Annotated in this window: 13 protein-coding genes, 1 pseudogene and 1 riboswitch; of the genes and pseudogenes, 9 read left to right on the top strand and 5 right to left on the bottom strand. The window is 63.9% G+C overall.

All coding sequences use genetic code 11. From position 1 onward, the window contains the following. Positions 1 to 248 precede the first annotated feature (248 nt). The 3 genes from QA645_RS15580 to QA645_RS15570 all read left to right on the top strand — a co-directional run bounded on the left by QA645_RS15580 (position 249) and on the right by QA645_RS15570 (position 4,000). The gene (locus QA645_RS15580) at positions 249 to 1,976 is read left to right on the top strand and encodes an alpha/beta fold hydrolase (protein ID WP_283051303.1); all 1,728 of its coding nucleotides are present in this window, start codon (positions 249 to 251) and stop codon (positions 1,974 to 1,976) included. 200 nt (positions 1,977 to 2,176) lie between these two features. After that, the gene (locus QA645_RS15575) at positions 2,177 to 3,391 is read left to right on the top strand and encodes an NADP-dependent isocitrate dehydrogenase (RefSeq protein ID WP_254194440.1); all 1,215 of its coding nucleotides are present in this window, start codon (positions 2,177 to 2,179) and stop codon (positions 3,389 to 3,391) included. 105 nt (positions 3,392 to 3,496) lie between these two features. After that, on the top strand, positions 3,497 to 4,000 hold the full coding sequence (locus tag QA645_RS15570; protein WP_283051302.1) for a DUF3455 domain-containing protein: 504 nt from the start codon (positions 3,497 to 3,499) through the stop codon (positions 3,998 to 4,000). A 4-nt stretch (positions 4,001 to 4,004) separates the two neighbouring features. Here the strand turns inward: QA645_RS15570 and QA645_RS15565 are convergent, their stop codons facing one another. Together QA645_RS15565 and alaS are read right to left on the bottom strand one after the other, a co-directional pair. Continuing rightward, entirely contained in the window at positions 4,005 to 5,231 is a 1,227-nt protein-coding gene (locus QA645_RS15565) for a cyclic nucleotide-gated ion channel (RefSeq protein ID WP_283051301.1), read from the bottom strand. Between the two features lie 6 nt (positions 5,232 to 5,237). After that, complete coding sequence (gene alaS / locus QA645_RS15560; RefSeq protein ID WP_283051299.1) at positions 5,238 to 7,931, bottom strand: alanine--tRNA ligase; 2,694 nt, start codon at positions 7,929 to 7,931, stop codon at positions 5,238 to 5,240. Positions 7,932 to 8,154: 223 nt separating this feature from the next. Further along, a riboswitch (glycine riboswitch) is annotated at positions 8,155 to 8,243 on the top strand. A gap of 146 nt (positions 8,244 to 8,389) precedes the next feature. Between alaS and gcvT the strand changes: the two genes are divergently transcribed. The 4 genes and pseudogenes from gcvT to QA645_RS15540 form a co-directional block, all read left to right on the top strand. Beyond that, complete coding sequence (gene gcvT / locus QA645_RS15555) at positions 8,390 to 9,538, top strand: glycine cleavage system aminomethyltransferase GcvT (protein WP_283051297.1); 1,149 nt, start codon at positions 8,390 to 8,392, stop codon at positions 9,536 to 9,538. 12 nt (positions 9,539 to 9,550) lie between these two features. Next, positions 9,551 to 9,919 carry a glycine cleavage system protein GcvH gene (gcvH, locus tag QA645_RS15550; RefSeq protein WP_283051296.1) on the top strand — a complete coding sequence of 123 codons (369 nt, stop codon included), beginning with the start codon at positions 9,551 to 9,553 and terminating at the stop codon, positions 9,917 to 9,919. A 161-nt stretch (positions 9,920 to 10,080) separates the two neighbouring features. Further along, positions 10,081 to 12,945, top strand: coding sequence for an aminomethyl-transferring glycine dehydrogenase (gcvP, locus tag QA645_RS15545; RefSeq protein WP_283053209.1), 2,865 nt, complete (start codon positions 10,081 to 10,083; stop codon positions 12,943 to 12,945). Positions 12,946 to 13,055: 110 nt separating this feature from the next. Next, a pseudogene (locus QA645_RS15540) lies at positions 13,056 to 13,541 on the top strand (glycine dehydrogenase (aminomethyl-transferring)); the annotation flags it as partial. Between the two features lie 133 nt (positions 13,542 to 13,674). Here QA645_RS15540 and QA645_RS15535 read toward each other — a convergent pair. From QA645_RS15535 to recA, 3 genes are all read right to left on the bottom strand, one after another. Then, on the bottom strand, positions 13,675 to 14,649 hold the full coding sequence (locus tag QA645_RS15535) for a hypothetical protein (RefSeq protein ID WP_283051294.1): 975 nt from the start codon (positions 14,647 to 14,649) through the stop codon (positions 13,675 to 13,677). 101 nt (positions 14,650 to 14,750) lie between these two features. Continuing rightward, positions 14,751 to 15,731 carry a hypothetical protein gene (locus tag QA645_RS15530; RefSeq protein WP_283051293.1) on the bottom strand — a complete coding sequence of 327 codons (981 nt, stop codon included), beginning with the start codon at positions 15,729 to 15,731 and terminating at the stop codon, positions 14,751 to 14,753. Between the two features lie 101 nt (positions 15,732 to 15,832). Next, positions 15,833 to 16,921 (bottom strand): recombinase RecA, encoded by a 1,089-nt coding sequence (gene recA / locus QA645_RS15525; protein ID WP_057747344.1) that lies wholly within the window; start codon positions 16,919 to 16,921, stop codon positions 15,833 to 15,835. A 651-nt stretch (positions 16,922 to 17,572) separates the two neighbouring features. Between recA and QA645_RS15515 the strand changes: the two genes are divergently transcribed. Further along, complete coding sequence (locus tag QA645_RS15515) at positions 17,573 to 17,749, top strand: hypothetical protein (protein ID WP_254132533.1); 177 nt, start codon at positions 17,573 to 17,575, stop codon at positions 17,747 to 17,749. Positions 17,750 to 18,906: 1,157 nt separating this feature from the next. Then, complete coding sequence (locus QA645_RS15510; protein ID WP_254132534.1) at positions 18,907 to 19,074, top strand: hypothetical protein; 168 nt, start codon at positions 18,907 to 18,909, stop codon at positions 19,072 to 19,074. Positions 19,075 to 19,379: the final 305 nt, after the last annotated feature.

Raw genomic sequence — 19,379 nt, 5'->3', positions numbered from 1 at the left:
CTTGAACGTCTGTCCGAAGACCCTGATCCAAACCTTCATCCACGCCGCCCGCCCGCCTTCCGCGCGGCGCAATTTCTCAAGGGAGATAACAGGGTTAGCGGCGTTTGCGAAACCGCAATCGCACCTCAATTGGGGACGATTTCACCGCTCGGCTTGCGCGCGCATTGCTTTCGGATATGGCTATCAACCACAACCAAAGCGAAGCCGAAAGGCCTGAGCTGAAGCAACGATTGAGTGGGGGGATGGCGATGCTGAGCCGATGGAAATTGGCGCTTCTGGGACTGGTCCTGATCGTGGCGGGCGGCCTCATCGCCCATCTGACGCAGACATCAGGCGGCATCCGGATCCAGGATGTCAGGTTCAAGGGCGCCAAGGGCAACACCATGAGTGCCCTGCTCTACATCCCCCAAAATGCCACCGCACAGACCCCGGCACCCGGCATCCTCGCCGTCCACGGCTACATCAATTCGCGCGAGACCCAGGATGGCTTCGCCATCGAATTCGCCCGCCGCGGCTATGTCGTGCTGGCGCTGGACCAGACCGGCCATGGCTATAGCGATCCACCCGCCTTCGCCAACGGCTTCGGCGGCCCTGACGGCCTCGCCTATCTCCGCAGCCTCGACATCGTCGACAAGGCCAATATCGGCCTTGAGGGTCACTCGATGGGCGGCTGGACTGTGCTGGCCGCGGCCACCGCGATGCCGAACGACTACAAGTCGATGGTGCTCGAGGGCTCCTCGACCGGCAAACCGTTCGCGGCCGACGGCACCCCCAGTTGGCCGCGCAATGTGGCGCTGGTGTTCGCCCAGTACGAAGAATTCTCCACGTTGATGTGGGGTGTCGATCTCGCCCGCGATGTCACCAAGAGCCCCAAGCTGTGGGCGATGTTCGGCACGCAGGGGCCGGTCGAGCCGGGCAAGGTCTATGGCGACCCAACGGCCGGGACCGCCCGGGTGCTTTACACGCCTGCGATCACGCACCCGGCCGAACACATCTCGCATGAGGCGATCAGCTACAGCCTCGACTGGTTCGCCAAGACGCTGCAGGGCGGCACGCCGCGGCCGGCCGACGACCAGATCTGGTTCCGCAAGGAGCTCGGCACGCTGATCGCGTTTGTTGGTTTCGTCGCGCTGTTGATCGGCACGTTCGACGGCCTGCTCGAAGCGCAGATGTTCGCCCGCCTCCGCCTGCCCGCGGTCCCCGACGGCACCATGCCGCCGCATCACGCCGCCGCCGGCCGGCGCTGGACCGCAGCTTTCATCCTGTCCGCCTTCATTCCGGCGCTGACCTACTACCCGGCCTTTGCACTGGGCGGCAGCTTCGTGACGCCGTCGGCGTACCTGCCGCAGGGCATCACGAACCAGATCCTGGTCTGGGCCATCATCAACGGCCTGATCACGCTGGCGCTGATGGGCTTCGCCCCGAAGCGCAAGGGGCGGACCGGGCTGCTCGGCCAGTCGCTCGCGATCGCGGTTGTCTCCGTCGCCGTCGGCTATGCCGCGCTGTGGCTCGCCGACCTCGCCTTCAAGATCGACTTCCGATTCTGGATCATCGCCCTGAAGCTGATGAACCAGAAGCAGTTTGTGATCTTCCTGATCTACCTGATTCCGTTCACGGCGTTTTTCGTCGTGGCGCTGCACGTGCTGCACCGGAATTTCTCGACCATGGAGGCGCCGCGGCTCGCGCTTTATCTGACCAATATCCTGGCGCTGACGTTCGGCTTCATCGTGCTGCTGGTCCTGCAATACGGCACGCTCTGGCTGACCGGAAAGCTGTTCAACCCGCTCCCCGATCCCGGCTTCGTGCCGCTCTCGACCATCGTCGCCATCCAGTTCGTGCCGCTGCTCGCGATCGTCGCCGTGATCGCGACCTTCACCTGGCGACGGACCGGATCGAGCCTGCCGGGCGCCCTGATCTCCGGCCTGTTCGTGACCTGGTACATCGTGGCCGGCACCGCCACCCAGGCCGCCTTTTAGAAGCGTTCTCGGAGGGCGCCGGTTCGCTCCGGGGATCGGTGCCCAAACAAGGTGCGAGGGCCGTCATTCCGACCTCAGGGAATGGCGGTTCTCGGCGAAAAGATGGGCTGAAAGTGCATAACCGCTCCGCTTCCGCCCGCCCTCGGGCGGTGCTATAGCGCGGGAGATTTCCTCCAGTTCCCAAGAAGGCTTCTCCGATCATGGCAAAAATCAAGGTATCCAATCCCGTCGTCGAGCTCGATGGCGACGAGATGACCCGGATCATCTGGCAGTACATCAAGGACAAGCTGATCAACCCGTTCCTGGATGTCGAGCTGCAGTATTTCGACCTGGGCATGGAGTACCGCGACCACACCAACGATCAGGTGACCATCGACGCCGCCGAGGCGATCAAGAAGGTCGGCGTCGGCGTCAAGTGCGCCACCATCACCCCGGACGAGGCCCGGGTGAAGGAGTTCAACCTCAAGCAGATGTGGAAGTCGCCGAACGGCACCATCCGCAACATCCTCGGCGGCGTGATCTTCCGCGAGCCGATCATCTGCAAGAACGTGCCGCGCCTGGTTCCCGGCTGGACCAAGCCGATCATCATCGGCCGCCACGCCTATGGCGACCAGTACCGCGCCACCGACATCAAGTTCCCGGGCAAGGGCACCCTCTCGCTGAAGTTCGTCGGCGAGGACGGCACCGTGATCGAGAAGGAAGTGTTCAAGGCTCCGGGCGCCGGCGTCGCCATGGAGATGTACAATCTCGACGACTCCATCATCGACTTCGCCCGCGCCTCCTTCAACTACGGCCTGCTGCGCGGCTACCCGGTGTACCTGTCGACCAAGAACACGATTCTGAAGGTCTATGACGGCCGCTTCAAGGACATCTTCCAGGAGATCTTCGACAAGGAGTTCAAGAAGGAGTTCGACGCCAAGGGCCTGACCTACGAGCACCGCCTGATCGACGACATGGTCGCCTCGGCGCTGAAGTGGTCCGGCGGCTACGTCTGGGCCTGTAAGAACTACGACGGCGACGTGCAGTCCGACACCGTGGCCCAGGGCTACGGCTCGCTCGGCCTGATGACCTCGGTGCTGCTCACCCCCGATGGCAAGACGGTGGAAGCCGAAGCCGCCCACGGCACGGTGACCCGCCACTACCGCGAGCACCAGAAGGGCAAGGAGACCTCGACCAACTCGATCGCGTCGATCTTCGCCTGGACCCGTGGCCTGTCGCACCGCGCCAAGCTCGACAACAATCCGGCGCTCGCGAAGTTCGCGGCCACGCTGGAGAAGGTCTGCGTCGACACCGTCGAGGAAGGCTACATGACCAAGGACCTCGCGCTCCTGGTCGGCGCCGACCAGCGCTGGCTCTCGACCACCGGCTTCCTCGACAAGGTCGCTGACAACCTTGTGAAGGCGCTGGCGGCCTAAGCTGCCATCCGCATTTTCGCCCGACTGGGCCAGACATCATCCCGGGCCGCGTCTCACACGCGGCCCGTTCGTTTTTTGAGAGCCCTCCCGCGGAGAGATACGACCATGTCGACCAAGTTTGTTGCCCCCTGCCTGCTGCTGCTCGCCGCCATGGCCGCGCCCGCCTCCGCCGCCGAGACGCTGCCCGAGGCCATCGCCGCCGCCGGCGAGAGCGTCGTGCTCAGCGTCCACGCCGAGGGCGCGCAGGTCTATGAGTGCAAGGCCGGCACCGACGGCAAGCTCGCCTGGGCTTTCCGCGAGCCGATCGCGACGCTGCTCTCGGAGGGCAAGACCATCGGCCGCCACTATGCGGGGCCGAACTGGGAGCACGCCGACGGCAGCGCCGTCGTGGGCAAGGCGATTGGCAATGCTCCGGGCGCAACGGCGGCCGATATTCCCTGGCTGAAGCTCGAGGTCGCCTCCCGCCGCGGCAGCGGCGTGTTGACGCCGGTCACCACCGTTCAGCGCATCAACACCCATGGCGGCAAGCTCGAGGGTCCTTGCGACAAGGCCGGCGAGTTCAAAAGCGCGCCCTACTCGGCCGAGTACGTCTTCCTGAAGAAGGGCTGACCGCTCAGCGGTCGGTGCCCTCGCGCTGGGCCTGCGCGAGCTCGGCGGCGGCGAGATCGCCGGTCTCCTCCAGCCGCGCGCGCGCCGTCTCGTGGACGTGGGCGGCGAGCGTCGGCATGCGCGCGATCAGGGCGTGAAAATCCTGGGCGTCGAGCAGCAAGAGCCGCGTCTTGCGCGTCGCCGTCACCGTGCCGCTGCGTTTCGTCTTGTGCAGCAGCGCGATCTCGCCGAAAAACGTGCCGTCGCCGAGCCGCACCTGCTGGCTCGGCAGCGCGATCTCGACCTCGCCGGCGGTGATGAAATACATCGACGAGGCCGCATCGCCCCGCCGCACCAGCACCTCGCCCTGCTCGATGGTGCGCGCGCGGAGCAGCCGCATGATGTCGGCGATTTCGCCGGCCGCGAGATGCGAGAACAGCGGCACGCGGGCGAGCATGCCCCAGGTCACGACGAAATCGCGCCGCTTCACCTCTTCGGCGAAGGCGGTGGAAATGATCGCGACCGGCAGTGCGATCATGGCGAAGCCGCTGATGATGGTGAGGACCGAGATGATCTTGCCGAGCGCCGTCACCGGCACGACGTCGCCATAGCCGACGGTGCCGAGCGTCACGATCGCCCACCACATCGCGTCCGGAATGGTGCCGAGCTTGGTCGGCTGCACGTCGCGCTCGACGGCGTAGAGCAGCGAGGCGAACGTCAAGACCGCGCCGGTCAGGATGACGAGGCAGCCGATCAGCGCCCGCCGCTCGGCATGCACGGCGGCGAGCAGCGAGCGCATCGCCGGCGAATATCGGATCAACTTGAAGAACGGCAGCACGCCGAGCGCGGCCAGGGTTGCGTGCCGCCCCATCACCAGCACGATCGCGGCAGGCAGGAATGCCATGAGGTCGATGATGCCGAGCGCCGAGAAGGCATAGCCGAGCCGGTCGGCGAGCGGCGAGCGATTGCGCGGCGTATGGCCCGCCACCGTCCAGAGCCGCGCGGCATATTCCAGCGCGAACACGATGACGCAGAGGATCTTGATCCCGGAGAACAGCGCACCGTATCGCGCATCCAGCTCCGGCACCGAGGCCAGGATCATCGCGAGGACATCGAGCACGATGACGCCGATGATGATCTGGATGAAGCGCGATCCCGCCGAATAGGCCAGGGGATCGTGCTCCAGCAATTCGTAGAGGCGATCCCTCAGATCGGGATCGCGCAGGCCACGCCCTCGCGGAACGAGGCCCATCTGCCTTTAAGCGCCTGCCGCTTTTTGTTCGAGGATGGCTTTTTCGATCGCAGCCAACGCCTCGGTCGCCTTGCCGCCGTCGGGGCCACCGGCCTGCGCCATGTCGGGACGGCCGCCGCCGCCCTTGCCGCCGAGCGCTTCGGAGGCGATCTTCACCAGATTGACCGCATTGAAGCGCGCGGTGAGATCGGCGGTGACGCCGACCACAACGCCGGCCTTGCCGTCCTCGGTGACGCCGACGATGGCGACCACGCCGGAGCCGATCTGCTTCTTGCCGTCGTCGGCGAGGCTCTTGAGATCTTTCATCTCGATGCCCTCGACCGCGCGCGCCATCAGCTTGACGCCGCCGACGTCGCGCACGCCCGCGGCTGCGCCATCACCGGCAGACGCGCCGCCGCCCATCGCCAGCTTCTTGCGGGCATCCGAGAGCTCGCGCTCGAGCTTCTTGCGCTCCTCCATCAGCGCGGTGATGCGCGCCGGAACGTCGTCGATCGAGGTGCGCAGCTCGCTCGCCGCGTTCTTCGCCAGCGCCATGGTCTCGTTGGCGTGGCGGCGCGCGTAGTTGCCGGTCAACGCCTCGATGCGGCGCACGCCCGAGGCCACCGCGCTCTCGCCGGTCAGCGTGATCAGGCCGATATCGCCGGTGCGCCGCACATGGGTGCCGCCGCAGAGCTCGACCGACCAGCCGAGCGCGTTGGTGCCGCGCTCGCGCGCGGTCTTGCCCATCGAGACGACGCGAACCTCGTCGCCATACTTCTCGCCGAACAGCGCACGCGCACCGGCCTCGCGGGCCTCGTCGACGCCCATGACGCGGGTGGTGACCTCGTCGTTCTCCAGCACCACGTCGTTGGCGATATCCTCGACACGCGCGAGCTCTTCCGCCGTGATCGGCTTCGGATGAACGAAGTCGAAGCGCAGACGATCCGGCGCCACCATCGAGCCGCGCTGGGCGATGTGATCGCCGAGCACCTGGCGCAGCGCCTCATGGATGAGATGCGTCGCCGAGTGATGCGCGCGGATCGACGAGCGCCTGGAATGATCGACCTCGAGCTGCAGCGCGGCGCCGACCTTCAGCTCGCCGCTCTCCAGCGTGCCGACGTGAACGAAGAAATCGCCGAGCTTCTTCTGCGTGTCGGTGACGCGGAATTTGATGCCGCCCTCGCCCGTCAGCACGCCGGTGTCGCCGACCTGGCCGCCGGACTCCGCATAGAACGGCGTCTGGTTCAGCAGCAGCGCACCGGTGTCGCCGGCCTTGAGGCTGGCAACCTCAGCGCCGTCCTTCACCAGCGCAGACACCACGCCTTCGGCGCTCTCGGTCTCGTAGCCCAGAAATTCGGTGGCCCCGAGCTTCTCGCGCAGCGGGAACCAGATCGCTTCGGATGCCGCTTCGCCAGAGCCCTTCCAGGATTCGCGCGCCTTGGCTTTCTGCCGCTCCATCGCGTCGGTGAACGAGGCCTGGTCGACGCCGATGCCGCGCGACTTCAGCGCGTCCTGCGTCAGGTCGAGCGGAAAACCATAGGTGTCGTACAGCGTGAAGGCGACGTCGCCGTCGAACATGTCGCCCTTCTTCAGGCCCGCGCTCTTCTCATCCAGGATGGCCAAGCCGCGCGACAGAGTCTTGCGGAAGCGGGTCTCTTCCAGCCGCAGCGTCTCCTCGATCAGGTTTTCTGCGCGCATCAGATCGGGATAGGCCTGGCCCATCTCGCGGACCAGCGCCCAGACCAGGCGATGCATCAGCGGCTCCTTGGCCCCTAACAGCTGCGCATGGCGCATCGCGCGGCGCATGATCCGGCGCAGCACGTAGCCGCGGCCTTCGTTCGACGGCAACACGCCGTCCGCGACCAGGAAGGCCGAGGAGCGCAGATGGTCGGCGATGACGCGGAACGAGGCGACGGTCTGCTCGTTCGGTCCGCTGCCCAGCGCCGACGACGTCGCGTCAATCAGATGACGGAACAGATCGGTCTCGAACACGCTGTCGACGCCCTGCATGACGCTGGCCATGCGCTCGAGGCCCATGCCGGTGTCGATCGAGGGACGCGGCAGATCAACGCGCTGCTCCTTCGTCACCTGCTCGTATTGCATGAACACGAGATTCCAGAATTCGAGGAAGCGATCGCCGTCCTCTTCCGGCGAGCCGGGAGGGCCGCCCCAGATATGGTCGCCGCGGTCGATGAAGATTTCCGAGCACGGGCCGCATGGGCCGGTGTCGCCCATCGCCCAGAAATTATCCGAGGTCGGGATGCGGATGATGCGGTCGTCGGAGAAGCCGGCGATCTTCTTCCAGAGTCCGGCCGCCTCGTCGTCGGTGTGATAGACGGTGACGAGCAGCTTGTCCTTCTTGAGCCCGTATTCTTTCGTGATCAGCTTCCAGGCCAGCTCGATCGCGCGCTCCTTGAAATAGTCGCCGAACGAGAAGTTGCCGAGCATTTCGAAGAAGGTGAGATGGCGCGCGGTGTAGCCGACATTGTCGAGGTCGTTGTGCTTGCCGCCGGCGCGCACGCATTTCTGCGACGTGGTGGCGCGCTGATAGGGCCGCTTCTCGACGCCGGTGAAGACGTTCTTGAACTGCACCATGCCGGCATTGGTGAACATCAACGTCGGATCGTTGCGCGGCACCAATGGCGAGGACGACACGATCTCGTGGCCGTTCTCGGCAAAGAAGTTCAGAAAGGTCGACCTGATCTCGTTGACGCCGCTCATGTTCATCCAATCGGGTGTGCTTGGACCCGCTTTCCTGCCATCCAAACCGGTGATTTGGGCTGATATCTGCGGGCCAAAGCGCTTTTAGACAAGGCCAGCTTCGCTGTCCAGAAACTGTGCAGAAAGATCAGAGGGTTGCCGCAGTCGCGCAATCCCGTTGGAAAGCCGCCAGGTGCGCGTTGACAGGCTTGGCCGGGCTGTGGTCTGTACCCATCTGTATCGTACGGCCACGTCGGGAGAGACCGGCTTCATTGCCGGCGCCGAAGGAGCAACCGCCCCGGAAACTCTCAGGCAAAAGGACCGCGTGGCTTTGACGACATCTGGAAAGAGGCGCCGACGGGCTTGAAGCCCGGACTGCGTCCGCCGACGGGATAATACTCTCAGGCACAGCGACAGATGGGGCTTCGACTGGTTGCTTCCGGGGAATCGTCCCCGGGGAACCGCCGAGGACCCCTGCGATGTCCGTGCGTGACGACAAAGACTCCCTGAAACGTACCCCCCTCCACGACCTTCATGTGACGCTTGGCGGCAAGATGGTGCCGTTCGCGGGCTACGACATGCCCGTGCAGTACCCCGCAGGCGTCCTGAAGGAGCACCTTCAGACCCGCTCCTCCGCCGGCCTGTTCGACGTCTCCCACATGGGCCAGATCGCCCTTCGGCCGAAATCCGGCAGGGTCGAGGACGCCGCCCGCGCGCTGGAGCGGCTGGTGCCGCAGGATATTGTGGCGATTGCGCCGGGACGGCAGCGCTACGCCCAGTTCACCAATGCCGATGGCGGGCTTCTGGACGATCTGATGGTCGCCAATTTCGGCGATCACCTGTTCCTGGTCGTCAACGCCGCCTGCAAGGCCGAGGACGAGGCGCATCTGCGCGCGAATCTCTCCGACGCCTGCATCATCGATTCGCTTGCCGATCGCGCGCTGATCGCGTTGCAGGGCCCGAAGGCCGAGTCAGCGCTGGCGAAATTATGTGCAGCAGCGCCCGCCATGAAGTTCATGGATGCCGGCCCGCACGAGGTTGCCGGCCTCCCCTGTTTCGTCTCGCGCTCGGGCTACACCGGCGAGGACGGTTTTGAGATCTCGGTGGCAGCTAGCAATGCCGAGCGCCTCGCCAAGACATTGCTGGACAACTCCGATGTGATGCCGATCGGCCTTGGTGCCCGCGACAGCCTGCGGCTGGAAGCCGGGCTCTGTCTCTATGGCCACGACATCGATACCGAGACGACGCCGGTCGAGGCCGCACTTGAATGGTCGGTGCAGAAGAGCCGCCGCACCGGCGGCGCCCGCGCCGGCGGTTTTCCTGGTGCCGACAAGATCCTCGCGCATTTCGATCACGGCGCAGCCCGCCGCCGCGTCGGCCTGCGCACGGAGGGCCGCGCGCCGGTGCGCGAAGGCGCGCTGTTGTTTGCCGATAGCGAGGGCGGCGAGCCGATCGGCAAGGTCACCTCAGGCGGCTTCGGCCCGAGCCTGAATGCGCCGGTGGCGATGGGCTACGTGCCCACTGCCTCAAGCGCGCTCGATACAAAACTCTTCGCCGAGGTGCGCGGGCAACGTCTGCCGCTCACCGTCGCCGCCATGCCGTTCGTGAAAAACACCTACAAACGCTGAGGACTTCAGAAAATGACCACGACGCTGTACACCACCGACCACGAATGGCTCGCGATCGACGGCGATGTCGCAACCGTCGGCATCACGGATTACGCGCAGTCGCAGCTCGGCGACGTCGTGTTCGTCGAATTGCCCAAGGTCGGCCGCACCCTGAAGAAGGCGGAAGCCGCCGCCGTCGTGGAATCGGTCAAGGCCGCCTCCGACGTTTACGCGCCGATCTCCGGCGAGGTGCTCGAGACCAACGCCGAACTCGCCGCCGAGCCAGCGCTGGTGAACTCGGATGCACAAAGCAAAGCCTGGTTCTTCAAGATCAAGATTGCCGACAAGAGCGAGCTCGGCGGCCTCATGGATGAAGCCGCCTACAAGGCGCATACGGCGTGAGATGAAGCGAACTCTGACCTCATATTCGGTGTCATCGCCCGCGCAGGCGGGCGATCCAGTACGCCGCAGCTTCTCGGTTCAAGCTGTGACGCTTGCGTGTACTGGATGCCCCGCCTTCGCGGGGCATGACGGCGACAGCGAAATCTAAGCGAGGACCCATGATGACCGCGCACCGCAAATCCAATGGCGAGACCACTCCCTTCGCACGCCGCCACATCGGCCCCTCGGCGCGCGATGTCACCGCAATGCTCGAGACCGTCAACGCCAAGAGCGTCGACGCACTGATGGCAGAGACGCTGCCCGCCTCGATCCGGCAGGCCGCGCCGCTCGATCTCGGCAAGCCGCTGAGCGAGACCGAGGCGATCGCGCATATGGCCGAGCTCGCGCGGCAGAACCAGGTTTTCACCTCGCTGATCGGCCAGGGCTATTCGGGCACGATCCTGCCCGCGGTGATCCAGCGCAACATCCTCGAAAACCCCGCCTGGTACACGGCATATACGCCCTACCAGCCCGAGATCAGCCAGGGCCGGCTGGAGGCGCTGTTCAACTTCCAGACCATGATCTGCGACCTCACCGGGCTCGATGTCGCCAACGCCTCGCTGCTCGATGAGGCGACTGCCGCAGCCGAAGCCATGGCGCTCGCGGAGCGGCATTCGCGGGTCGAGGCAAAGGCCTTCTTCGTCGACAAGGACGTCCATCCGCAGACGCTCGCTGTGATGCGCACCCGCGCCGAACCGCTCGGCTGGTCGCTGGTCGTCGGCGATCCCCTCACCGATCTCGACAAGCAAGACGTGCTGGGCGCCCTGCTGCAATATCCGGGCTCGTCGGGCGCGGTGCGCGACCTCAGGCCCGCGATTGCGGCGCTGAAGGCCAAGGGTGCGCTCGCGATCGTTGCCGCCGATCTGCTCGCGCTCACGCTGATCGCCTCGCCCGGCGAGCTTGGCGCCGACATCGCGATCGGCTCCGCGCAGCGCTTTGGCGTGCCGATGGGCTATGGCGGACCGCACGCGGCCTATATGGCGGTGCGCGACGCGCTGAAGCGCTCGCTGCCCGGCCGCATCGTCGGCCTCTCCGTCGACTCGCGCGGCGCACCGGCCTATCGCCTGGCGCTGCAGACCCGCGAGCAGCACATTCGCCGCGAGAAGGCGACCTCCAACATCTGCACCGCGCAGGTGCTGCTTGCCGTGATTGCGGCGATGTATGCGGTCTATCACGGCCCCGAGGGTCTCGCGCAGATCGCACGCAACGTGCATCGCCGCGCGGCCGTGCTCGCGGCCGGCCTGCGCAAGCTCGGCTTTGCGCCGACTAGCGAAAGCTTCTTCGACACGGTCAGCGTCGATGCCGGCGCTGAGCGAGCCGAGATCATCGCGCGCGCGACCGCCGAGACAATCAATCTCGGCGTTGGTGAAACTGCGCTCCGCATCGCGCTCGACGAGACCACGACATCAGCGACCGTCGAAGCGGTGTGGCGCGCGTTCGGCGGCCAGCTGTCCTACGCCGAGATCGACGCCACCACGCGCGAGGCGCTGCCGGAGACGCTGAAGCGCACCACGGCGTTCCTGACCCATCCCGTTTTCCACGCGCATCGCTCCGAAACCGAGATGCTGCGCTACATGCGCAAGCTCAGCGATCGCGACCTCGCGCTCGACCGCGCGATGATTCCGCTCGGCTCGTGCACCATGAAGCTGAACGCGACCACCGAGATGATGCCGCTGACCTGGCCCGAGTTCGGGTCCTTGCACCCCTTCGCTCCGCGCGAGCAGGCCGCCGGCTATCACGCGCTGTTCGCGCGGCTGGAAAAATGGCTGTGCGACATCACCGGCTATGACGCGATCTCGCTGCAGCCGAATTCGGGCGCGCAAGGAGAGTATGCCGGCTTGCTCGCGATCCGCGGTTATCACGCCGCGCGCGGCGAGACGCACCGAAAGATCTGCCTGATCCCCTCCTCCGCCCATGGCACCAACCCGGCCTCGGCCGCGATGGTCGGCATGGACGTGGTGGTGGTCGCCTGCGAGGCCAATGGCGACGTCGACGTCAACGATCTCCGCGCCAAGGCGGAGAAGCATTCGAACGATCTCGCCGCGGTCATGATCACCTATCCCTCGACGCATGGCGTGTTCGAGGAGCATATCCGCGAGATCTGCGACATCGTGCACGGCCATGGCGGCCAGGTGTACCTCGACGGTGCCAACCTCAACGCGCAGGTCGGGCTGTCGCGGCCCGGCGATTACGGCGCCGACGTCAGCCATCTCAACCTGCACAAGACCTTCTGCATCCCGCATGGCGGCGGCGGCCCCGGCATGGGCCCGATCGGCGTGAAGGCGCATCTCGCGCCGTTCCTGCCCGGTCATCCGGCGACGCAGGCCGATGCTTCTATTGGCCCGGTCTCGGCCGCGCCGTTCGGTTCGGCCTCGATCCTCACCATCTCCTACATCTACATCCTGATGATGGGCGGCGAAGGCTTGAAGCGCGCGACCGAGATCGCGATCCTCAACGCCAACTACGTCGCGGCAAGGCTCGATGCGCACTTCCCGGTGCTCTACAAGAACGCCAGGGGACGCGTCGCGCATGAGTGCATCGTCGATCCTCGTCCGCTGAAGACGACTTCCGGCGTCACTGTCGACGACATCGCAAAGCGCCTGATCGACTACGGCTTCCACGCGCCGACCATGAGCTTCCCGGTGCCGGGCACGCTGATGATCGAGCCGACGGAGTCGGAATCGAAGGCAGAGCTGGATCGCTTCTGCGACGCCATGATCGCGATCCGGAAGGAGATCGCCGAGGTCGAGGCCGGCCGCTTCAAGATCGAAGCGTCGCCGCTGCGTCATGCCCCGCACACCGTGCACGACATCGCGGACGACGATTGGAAGCGCGCCTACGCCCGTAGCGAGGGCTGCTTCCCCCAGGGCACCTCGCGCACCGACAAATATTGGTGCCCGGTCGGCCGCGTCGACAACGTCTATGGCGACCGCAACCTGGTGTGCTCCTGCCCGCCGGTGAGCGATTACGCGGAAGCGGCGGAGTAGGACGCGACGGAGCTCTCGTAGGGTGGGCAAAGCGAAGCGTGCCCACCACCTTTGCATGACGTGAAAGATCGTGGGCACGGCGCTACGCGCCTTTGCCCACCCTACGGCACTACAAGAACGCCAGGGGCCGCGTCGCGCACGAATGCATCGTCGATCCCCGTCCGCTGAAGACGACGTCAGGTGTCACCGTCGACGACATCGCAAAACGCCTGATCGACTACGGCTTCCACGCGCCGACCATGAGCTTCCCGGTGCCGGGCACGCTGATGATCGAGCCGACGGAGTCGGAATCGAAGGCAGAGCTGGATCGCTTCTGCGACGCCATGATCGCGATCCGGAAGGAGATCGCCGAGGTCGAGGCCGGCCGCTTCAAGATCGAGGCCTCGCCATTGCGTCACGCCCCGCACACCGTGCACGACATCGCCGACGACGATTGGAAGCGCGCCTACGCCCGCAGCGAAGGCTGCTTCCCCGCCGGCACCTCGCGCACCGACAAGTATTGGTGCCCCGTCGGCCGCGTCGACAACGTCTATGGCGACCGTAACCTCGTGTGCTCGTGCCCGCCGGTGAGCGATTACGCGGAAGCGGCGGAGTAAGCTTCGTAGGGTGGGTTAGCTGGCGGCTGCGCGAAGCGCGGACGCTAGCGTAACCCACCACTTCTGCTTCAACGGAGACAGACACGGTGGATTACGCCTTAGGCTAATCCACCCTACCGCACTGAACCCGCCTCTAAGGCGCAACCAACGACCGGCTTTCGCGATCCCATCGCCAGAGCCGTTCGTTGGTGAGTTCAGTGCCGCCCCACCAGCGCTTGATGGAGTTGTGGCGCCACATGTCGTCTTCGCGGGCGACAAGCGAACGCCCGAGGTCGGTCAACGTGACCTTCCACTCGCTCCTGCCGAAGTAGCGGTCCTCATCGTCGAACAACGGATCGCCCAACAGGACCGGCGGCGTCGAATATTCCGCCAGTTCGTGCAAGGCATTTCTGGCTTCGTTCTCGTCAAACACATCGCGAATCCATCTTGCCTCGGTGACGCGCCTTGGGTCGGTTTCCCCATTGTTCACATCCTCCAGCATGTCCATTTCGCTGGCACCGAGTCCCGTCACCCTGCCCGGAAGCTCTTCAAGCATCGCAATGAGCGCCGCGCGAAGCCTCGGCAGGATCATGAGGTCCGTCATCAGCAGATCGAAACAGGGCTCTGGCGTTGCAGCCCGATAGGCTCGCCAGGCGCGGCTTGCGGTCACCAAATGGCTGTCGGCCACCTTGAAGGCCGGCAACTTCCATTTTGCAACGGACTCCGGAGCATAGTTGGTAACCTCGACGTCCGTATGCACCAGGCTCAGCTTCGACGTGATCTCCTTGTAGGGGCGAAGCAGGTCGAGGAGCCAGACCAGCACGAGTTGATCACTATGCACCGGGTCGACCCACACTTCGATCGAATCGAACTTCGCGCACAGCTCGAAGAAACCGATATCGCGCGTGCCGAAACCATTCAGCGAGCCGCGACAAGTGTCATCAAGCCAATGATCCCCTGAGTTGCAGTGCTTTGCCGTTCGCCGCTCCAGCCCCATCAAGAGCTGCTCCTCTGACGGCAACTTCCCCGAGACGAAGCGCAGAGAGAACCCGAGCGCGAGGTTCGCCAGGCCTGATTGGCCAAGCACGTTTTCCGCAAGATCATTCGTCGCTAGAATCAAATGGGACACGGCTGCCTCTCGAAATCGATACGCAATACGGCAACGTCTTGAGCGACTAGGTTGACATCATCCAGGCGCGACAAGTGAGCGGGTCTCATTGCTCGCGTCCATCAAGGTTTTGTCAAAACAGCGCCGTAGCGCCACAGTCGGTTGTTGGTCAGATGCGTACCGCCCCACCAGCGATCGCTCGGATTGTAACGACTGAAGTCTTCCTGATGGGCCAGGACAGCCTTGCCGAATTCGGTCAGGGACAACCGGCTGCGGAGATAGACTTCGTGCCGAGCTCGCAAGTTCTGAAGGTCGATGGTACGAAGTTCGTCGCCTAACCCGGCCACAGCAGGCTTGGGGCCGAGGGCGAGGCCTTCGAGCAAATATCCCAGTTCGACCTCACCCCACACGTAAGTGCCGCGTAACGAGCTTAGATGGAACAACGGATTCGTGTTCACATACCAGTCAAGCATCTCCAAAAATCGCATTTCCGTCGCACCGAGCCCTGTCAAGGGAGACGGGAGCTCTGCCAGAAGCTCGAGCAAGGCTGGCCGCAGCATGAGCAAGCCACTCAAATCGCGGTGAAGAAGTTTGGTGCAGGGCTCAGGGGTCGGCGCGCGGTAGGCCGACCACGCCAACTTGGCTGTCTCGAAGTCCTCAGCACGGACGTCCCCGACAGGAATATGCGGCTCGGACTTGGCGAAATCATAATCGGGACTGAACCTCAGATCGGAGTCCAGCAATCGCAACGTGAGCTTCTGGGCCAGCGCAGGACAACCACTGAGGTGGTCGAGCAACCAGACGAGTTGCAATTGGTCTCGGGCGGTCGCCGCGAACCAGAGTTCGATCTCGTCATAAGGCTCGCAAAACTCGGCCAGGGATAATTTGCGCCCCTTGGTACCCCGTGGCCAACGAACCCAATCCGACCAGTGTTCAGCCGGGCCAAGATCTGCCGTGTAGGCCGCGAAATAGGCCGAGAGCTTTTCTGGCGATGGGAGAGGCCCCCATGCGAATTGAAAATGGAACGGGATGACGATCTCGGCCAAGCCCGATCGCGCAAGCTCGCTCCCGCCGCCCCAGCCAGTCAAGATCAGACGTTTCATCACACCACCCGATCACGACAACGCAAAAAGAAACGGGCACTGACGACGTCGGCAACTCAACGTCCTCAGCGCCCGCTCCTCGCGAAAACTTCTACTCGGGCTTACTCGTCCGCGGGCTCTTCGCCGTCGGCGTCGCTTTCGGGCGTGCCGGCCAAAATCTGCTCGGAGATCAGACCGGAGTTCTGGCGGATCGCGGTCTCGATCTTGGCGGTGATATCGGGGTTGGACTTCAGGAACGCTTTCGAGTTCTCGCGGCCCTGGCCGAGACGCTGGCTGTCATAGGAGAACCAGGCGCCGGACTTTTCGACGATGCCGGCCTTGACGCCGAGATCGAGGATCTCGCCCATCTTGGAAACGCCCTCGCCGTACATGATGTCGAACTCGACCTGCTTGAACGGCGGCGCCAGCTTGTTCTTCACCACCTTGACGCGGGTGGTGTTGCCGACCACTTCGTCGCGCTCCTTGATCGCGCCGATGCGGCGGATGTCGAGGCGGACGGAGGCATAGAACTTCAGCGCGTTGCCGCCGGTCGTGGTCTCGGGCGAGCCGTACATCACACCGATCTTCATGCGGATCTGGTTGATGAAGATCACCATGGTGTTGGACTTGTTGATGGAGGCCGTCAGCTTGCGCAGCGCCTGGCTCATCAGACGCGCCTGCAGACCCGGCAGCGCATCGCCCATCTCGCCTTCGAGCTCGGCCTTCGGCACCAGTGCCGCGACCGAATCGACCACCAGCACGTCGACCGCACCCGAGCGCACCAGCGTGTCGCAGATTTCCAGCGCCTGCTCGCCGGTGTCGGGCTGGGAGATCAGGAGCTCGTCGATGTTGACGCCGAGCTTGCGGGCATAGACCGGGTCGAGCGCGTGTTCGGCGTCGATGAAGGCACAGATGCCGCCCTTCTTCTGGGCTTCCGCCACCGTGTGCAGCGCCAGCGTGGTCTTGCCTGACGATTCCGGCCCGTAGATCTCGACGATGCGCCCCTTCGGTAAGCCGCCGATGCCGAGCGCGATATCCAGCCCGAGCGACCCGGACGACACCGCCTCGATATCCATCGAACGGTCGTTCTTGCCGAGCTTCATCACCGAGCCCTTGCCGAACTGGCGCTCGATCTGGGAGAGCGCGGCGGCCAGAGCTTTACTCTTGTCCATGGAAGATCCTTCGACGATACGCAGGGCAGTGGTGGACATTGGGTCGTGCTCCTTATGGCGAGGATTCGGGTGCGGGACAAACGATTGGCGCGGCGGGTCGTCGATAAAAACAACGTACACTATTTGTTCTTAGTTCGCAATATGTTCTTTTGCGGAATTCGGTGCCGGCCCGGTTCTAATCGTCACAATGGCCTGTTTTGATCTGCCAACATCGCGCGTTCCGCCGGGCGAACACCTGATGTAAGGTTCCAGTTTCGAACGTTAATTTCCCTCACGCGTTTTCATTCGGGAGGACGTTCAAATGAAACGCCACCGGTTTAAACAGGATAGAGCGCAGGGCGAGCGCCTTATAGAAGAAGCTCGACGAGCGCGGGAGAGAGCCGAACAGCTGCCGTCCGGCCAGGAGAAGGAAGCCCTCCTGGAGAAGGCTCGACAAGCCGATATGACGGCCCGCATCGATGAATGGTTGAATTCACCGGGCCTCAGAACTCCAACCTGAGCGTCGATAAAAGCGGGCGCCGCAGCTAAGCAAGATGGCCTGTTTTGCATCTGCGAATGGCCAATTTCGACCAGGCGCCGGGAATTCGGCGCTGACCGTGATTTAGCCCCGGGACCCCAGGTTGATTTTTGTTGTGTCCCGATTTGCTTGTCCCGGTCTAAGGTCGGGAAAAACAAGCAACTGGCTGTGCCATGCAGGACTATCAAAATCAGCTCGAGAAGCTCCGTAAGGACGCCGCAGAATGCGCCCTCATCCGTGACCTTGCGACAGACAAGGCAAAGCAGGAACTATTTGGTCGCCTTGCCGATCATCTGACCGTTCTCGCCGATCAGGTGGAACACGCGATGAAGGAGAGGAAGGCCGGGTAGTCCCGTAGCTCTCCCGCCACGAAGTTGGTTCCGTGGTCTCTGATCCATCTCAAGCGGCGCAGGGCGCGATTGCGATCCCCTGTGATGGCCATGTGATGTCAGATACGTGTAAGTCTATGGGAGCAAGCTCGCCCCATGACGCGCGACAAGCTGCTCTTGTCCCTATCGATCGCATGGACTGCCATATTGGCGGAAGCGTTCCTGTACGTCGCCCTCGCGCTTTAAGGCCGCCTCAGATCTGATCGAAGCGGCCCCGGGTCAACCGGGGCCAACGCGCCAGTGTGCTCATCTGCCATCGCGGATGCCAAGCAAAGGGCCGCTGTCCCAAGACAGCGGCCCTCATGCTCCGGGTTTCAATCATTCCGCACTGAAATGGCTTTGCCAGCCCCGGATGTTGCCAGCTTTTCCCGGTTAACAATCCGCTGCCACAACAAATGTGAATCGGACGTGTGTTAATTTCAAATCGCGGGTGAACGAAAAAGGCCCCAGCTCACAGGGGCAAGGAGCCGGGGCAATTCGACTTGGGTCTGCCCTTTGGGGAAGGGCATCGGGAAAACTTGGCAGACGAACGAACGTTCCTAAACGCCCAGCATCCACAACGCGAACGCGATGCAGAGACAAGCTCCGCCCACCAGTGTCAGCGCAAGAAAGAACCGTTCCGCCCTATCCATGGCGACCTCCCGCTTGGGTCACCCCATGGCTCTCAACGCAACACCGTTGATAAGTGTCCTAAGCAGGACAGCGCCCGGAATCTGGGGGCCCCGGAACGCAACCTGTTGTTCAAAGAGATGGCAGCGACCTGCCCCACCGTGCCGCCCGGTGCAGTCTTGTCATGTGTCCTGATCCGCCTTTTCAGGTGTGGACCATTGAACCTCTGACTAGTCCATCCAGACTAATCATGACCGGGGTTTTGCGCTTCCCCTCGGGGCTGGAAAGCCGCCGCCCGCAAATATATTTCAAGCGGGCGGCGTTGTTGCTTTCCAACCTGGCTCTCTGCGGCCACCCCTGCCCCTGCCCTTCGCAAGATCTGAGGACGCGTTTGCTTCGAAGATGATGCGCATCAAAGACGCGCCGTCATCATTCCGCAATCGTGTGGCACCGAACCTTTTTTCGCAGGCCCGACTTGAAACGGGGCTGCCGCAATGGGGAATTGGATCATGACGGAAAACACGCAAGCCGGTGCTGTCAGGCGCAATTCTCTGCTTGAGGCGGCGCTCGAGGAGATGCGCAAGTTCGAGCGCAAGGAAATCGAGTTCAGCAGGAGGGATCGCGCGGAGCGTGCCGCCGATCTCCGTCTGCCGCTGGACGAGATCAAGGTGCACTAGGAAACGCCAGGCAAAACAGGCTGTTGCCTACTGTGCATGGGGTTGTTTTCGCGTTTTGACCGGCGCGTGCCGCCCGGACCGCCGCTACATCAGCGCCAGCAGCACGATCCCGATGACCGCCACCACGAAGCCAGCCGCCGTCGCGGCGGCGAATGACCGCTCTACCTTGTCCATGATGCCACCCCGTTCGCGGCGCGCCACGTTTCCCCCATGGCTTCGCCGCCCGCAAAGTGTCGCCAACGGATGTGTCTGAAGTTGTGCGCGAGGATGTCTGAATTGGGACGTGAGAGCGGCTCTAAGCTTGA

This window comes from Bradyrhizobium sp. CIAT3101 (assembly GCF_029714945.1).
GTDB lineage: Bacteria > Pseudomonadota > Alphaproteobacteria > Rhizobiales > Xanthobacteraceae > Bradyrhizobium.
This window is presented reverse-complemented; position numbering and strand designations above follow the sequence as displayed.

Excerpts from the sequence above, each read along its gene's own strand:
- gcvT (WP_283051297.1), top strand. The coding sequence starts at position 8,390 with ATGTCCGTGCGTGACGACAAAGACTCCCTGAAACGTACCCCCCTCCAC.
- QA645_RS15510 (WP_254132534.1), top strand. The coding sequence starts at position 18,907 with ATGACGGAAAACACGCAAGCCGGTGCTGTCAGGCGCAATTCTCTGCTT.
- alaS (WP_283051299.1), bottom strand. The coding sequence starts at position 7,931 with ATGAGCGGCGTCAACGAGATCAGGTCGACCTTTCTGAACTTCTTTGCC.
- QA645_RS15575 (WP_254194440.1), top strand. The coding sequence starts at position 2,177 with ATGGCAAAAATCAAGGTATCCAATCCCGTCGTCGAGCTCGATGGCGAC.
- gcvP (WP_283053209.1), top strand. The coding sequence starts at position 10,081 with ATGACCGCGCACCGCAAATCCAATGGCGAGACCACTCCCTTCGCACGC.
- QA645_RS15570 (WP_283051302.1), top strand. The coding sequence starts at position 3,497 with ATGTCGACCAAGTTTGTTGCCCCCTGCCTGCTGCTGCTCGCCGCCATG.
- QA645_RS15530 (WP_283051293.1), bottom strand. The coding sequence starts at position 15,731 with ATGAAACGTCTGATCTTGACTGGCTGGGGCGGCGGGAGCGAGCTTGCG.
- recA (WP_057747344.1), bottom strand. The coding sequence starts at position 16,921 with ATGTCCACCACTGCCCTGCGTATCGTCGAAGGATCTTCCATGGACAAG.
- gcvH (WP_283051296.1), top strand. The coding sequence starts at position 9,551 with ATGACCACGACGCTGTACACCACCGACCACGAATGGCTCGCGATCGAC.
- QA645_RS15580 (WP_283051303.1), top strand. The coding sequence starts at position 249 with ATGCTGAGCCGATGGAAATTGGCGCTTCTGGGACTGGTCCTGATCGTG.
- QA645_RS15515 (WP_254132533.1), top strand. The coding sequence starts at position 17,573 with ATGCAGGACTATCAAAATCAGCTCGAGAAGCTCCGTAAGGACGCCGCA.
- QA645_RS15565 (WP_283051301.1), bottom strand. The coding sequence starts at position 5,231 with ATGGGCCTCGTTCCGCGAGGGCGTGGCCTGCGCGATCCCGATCTGAGG.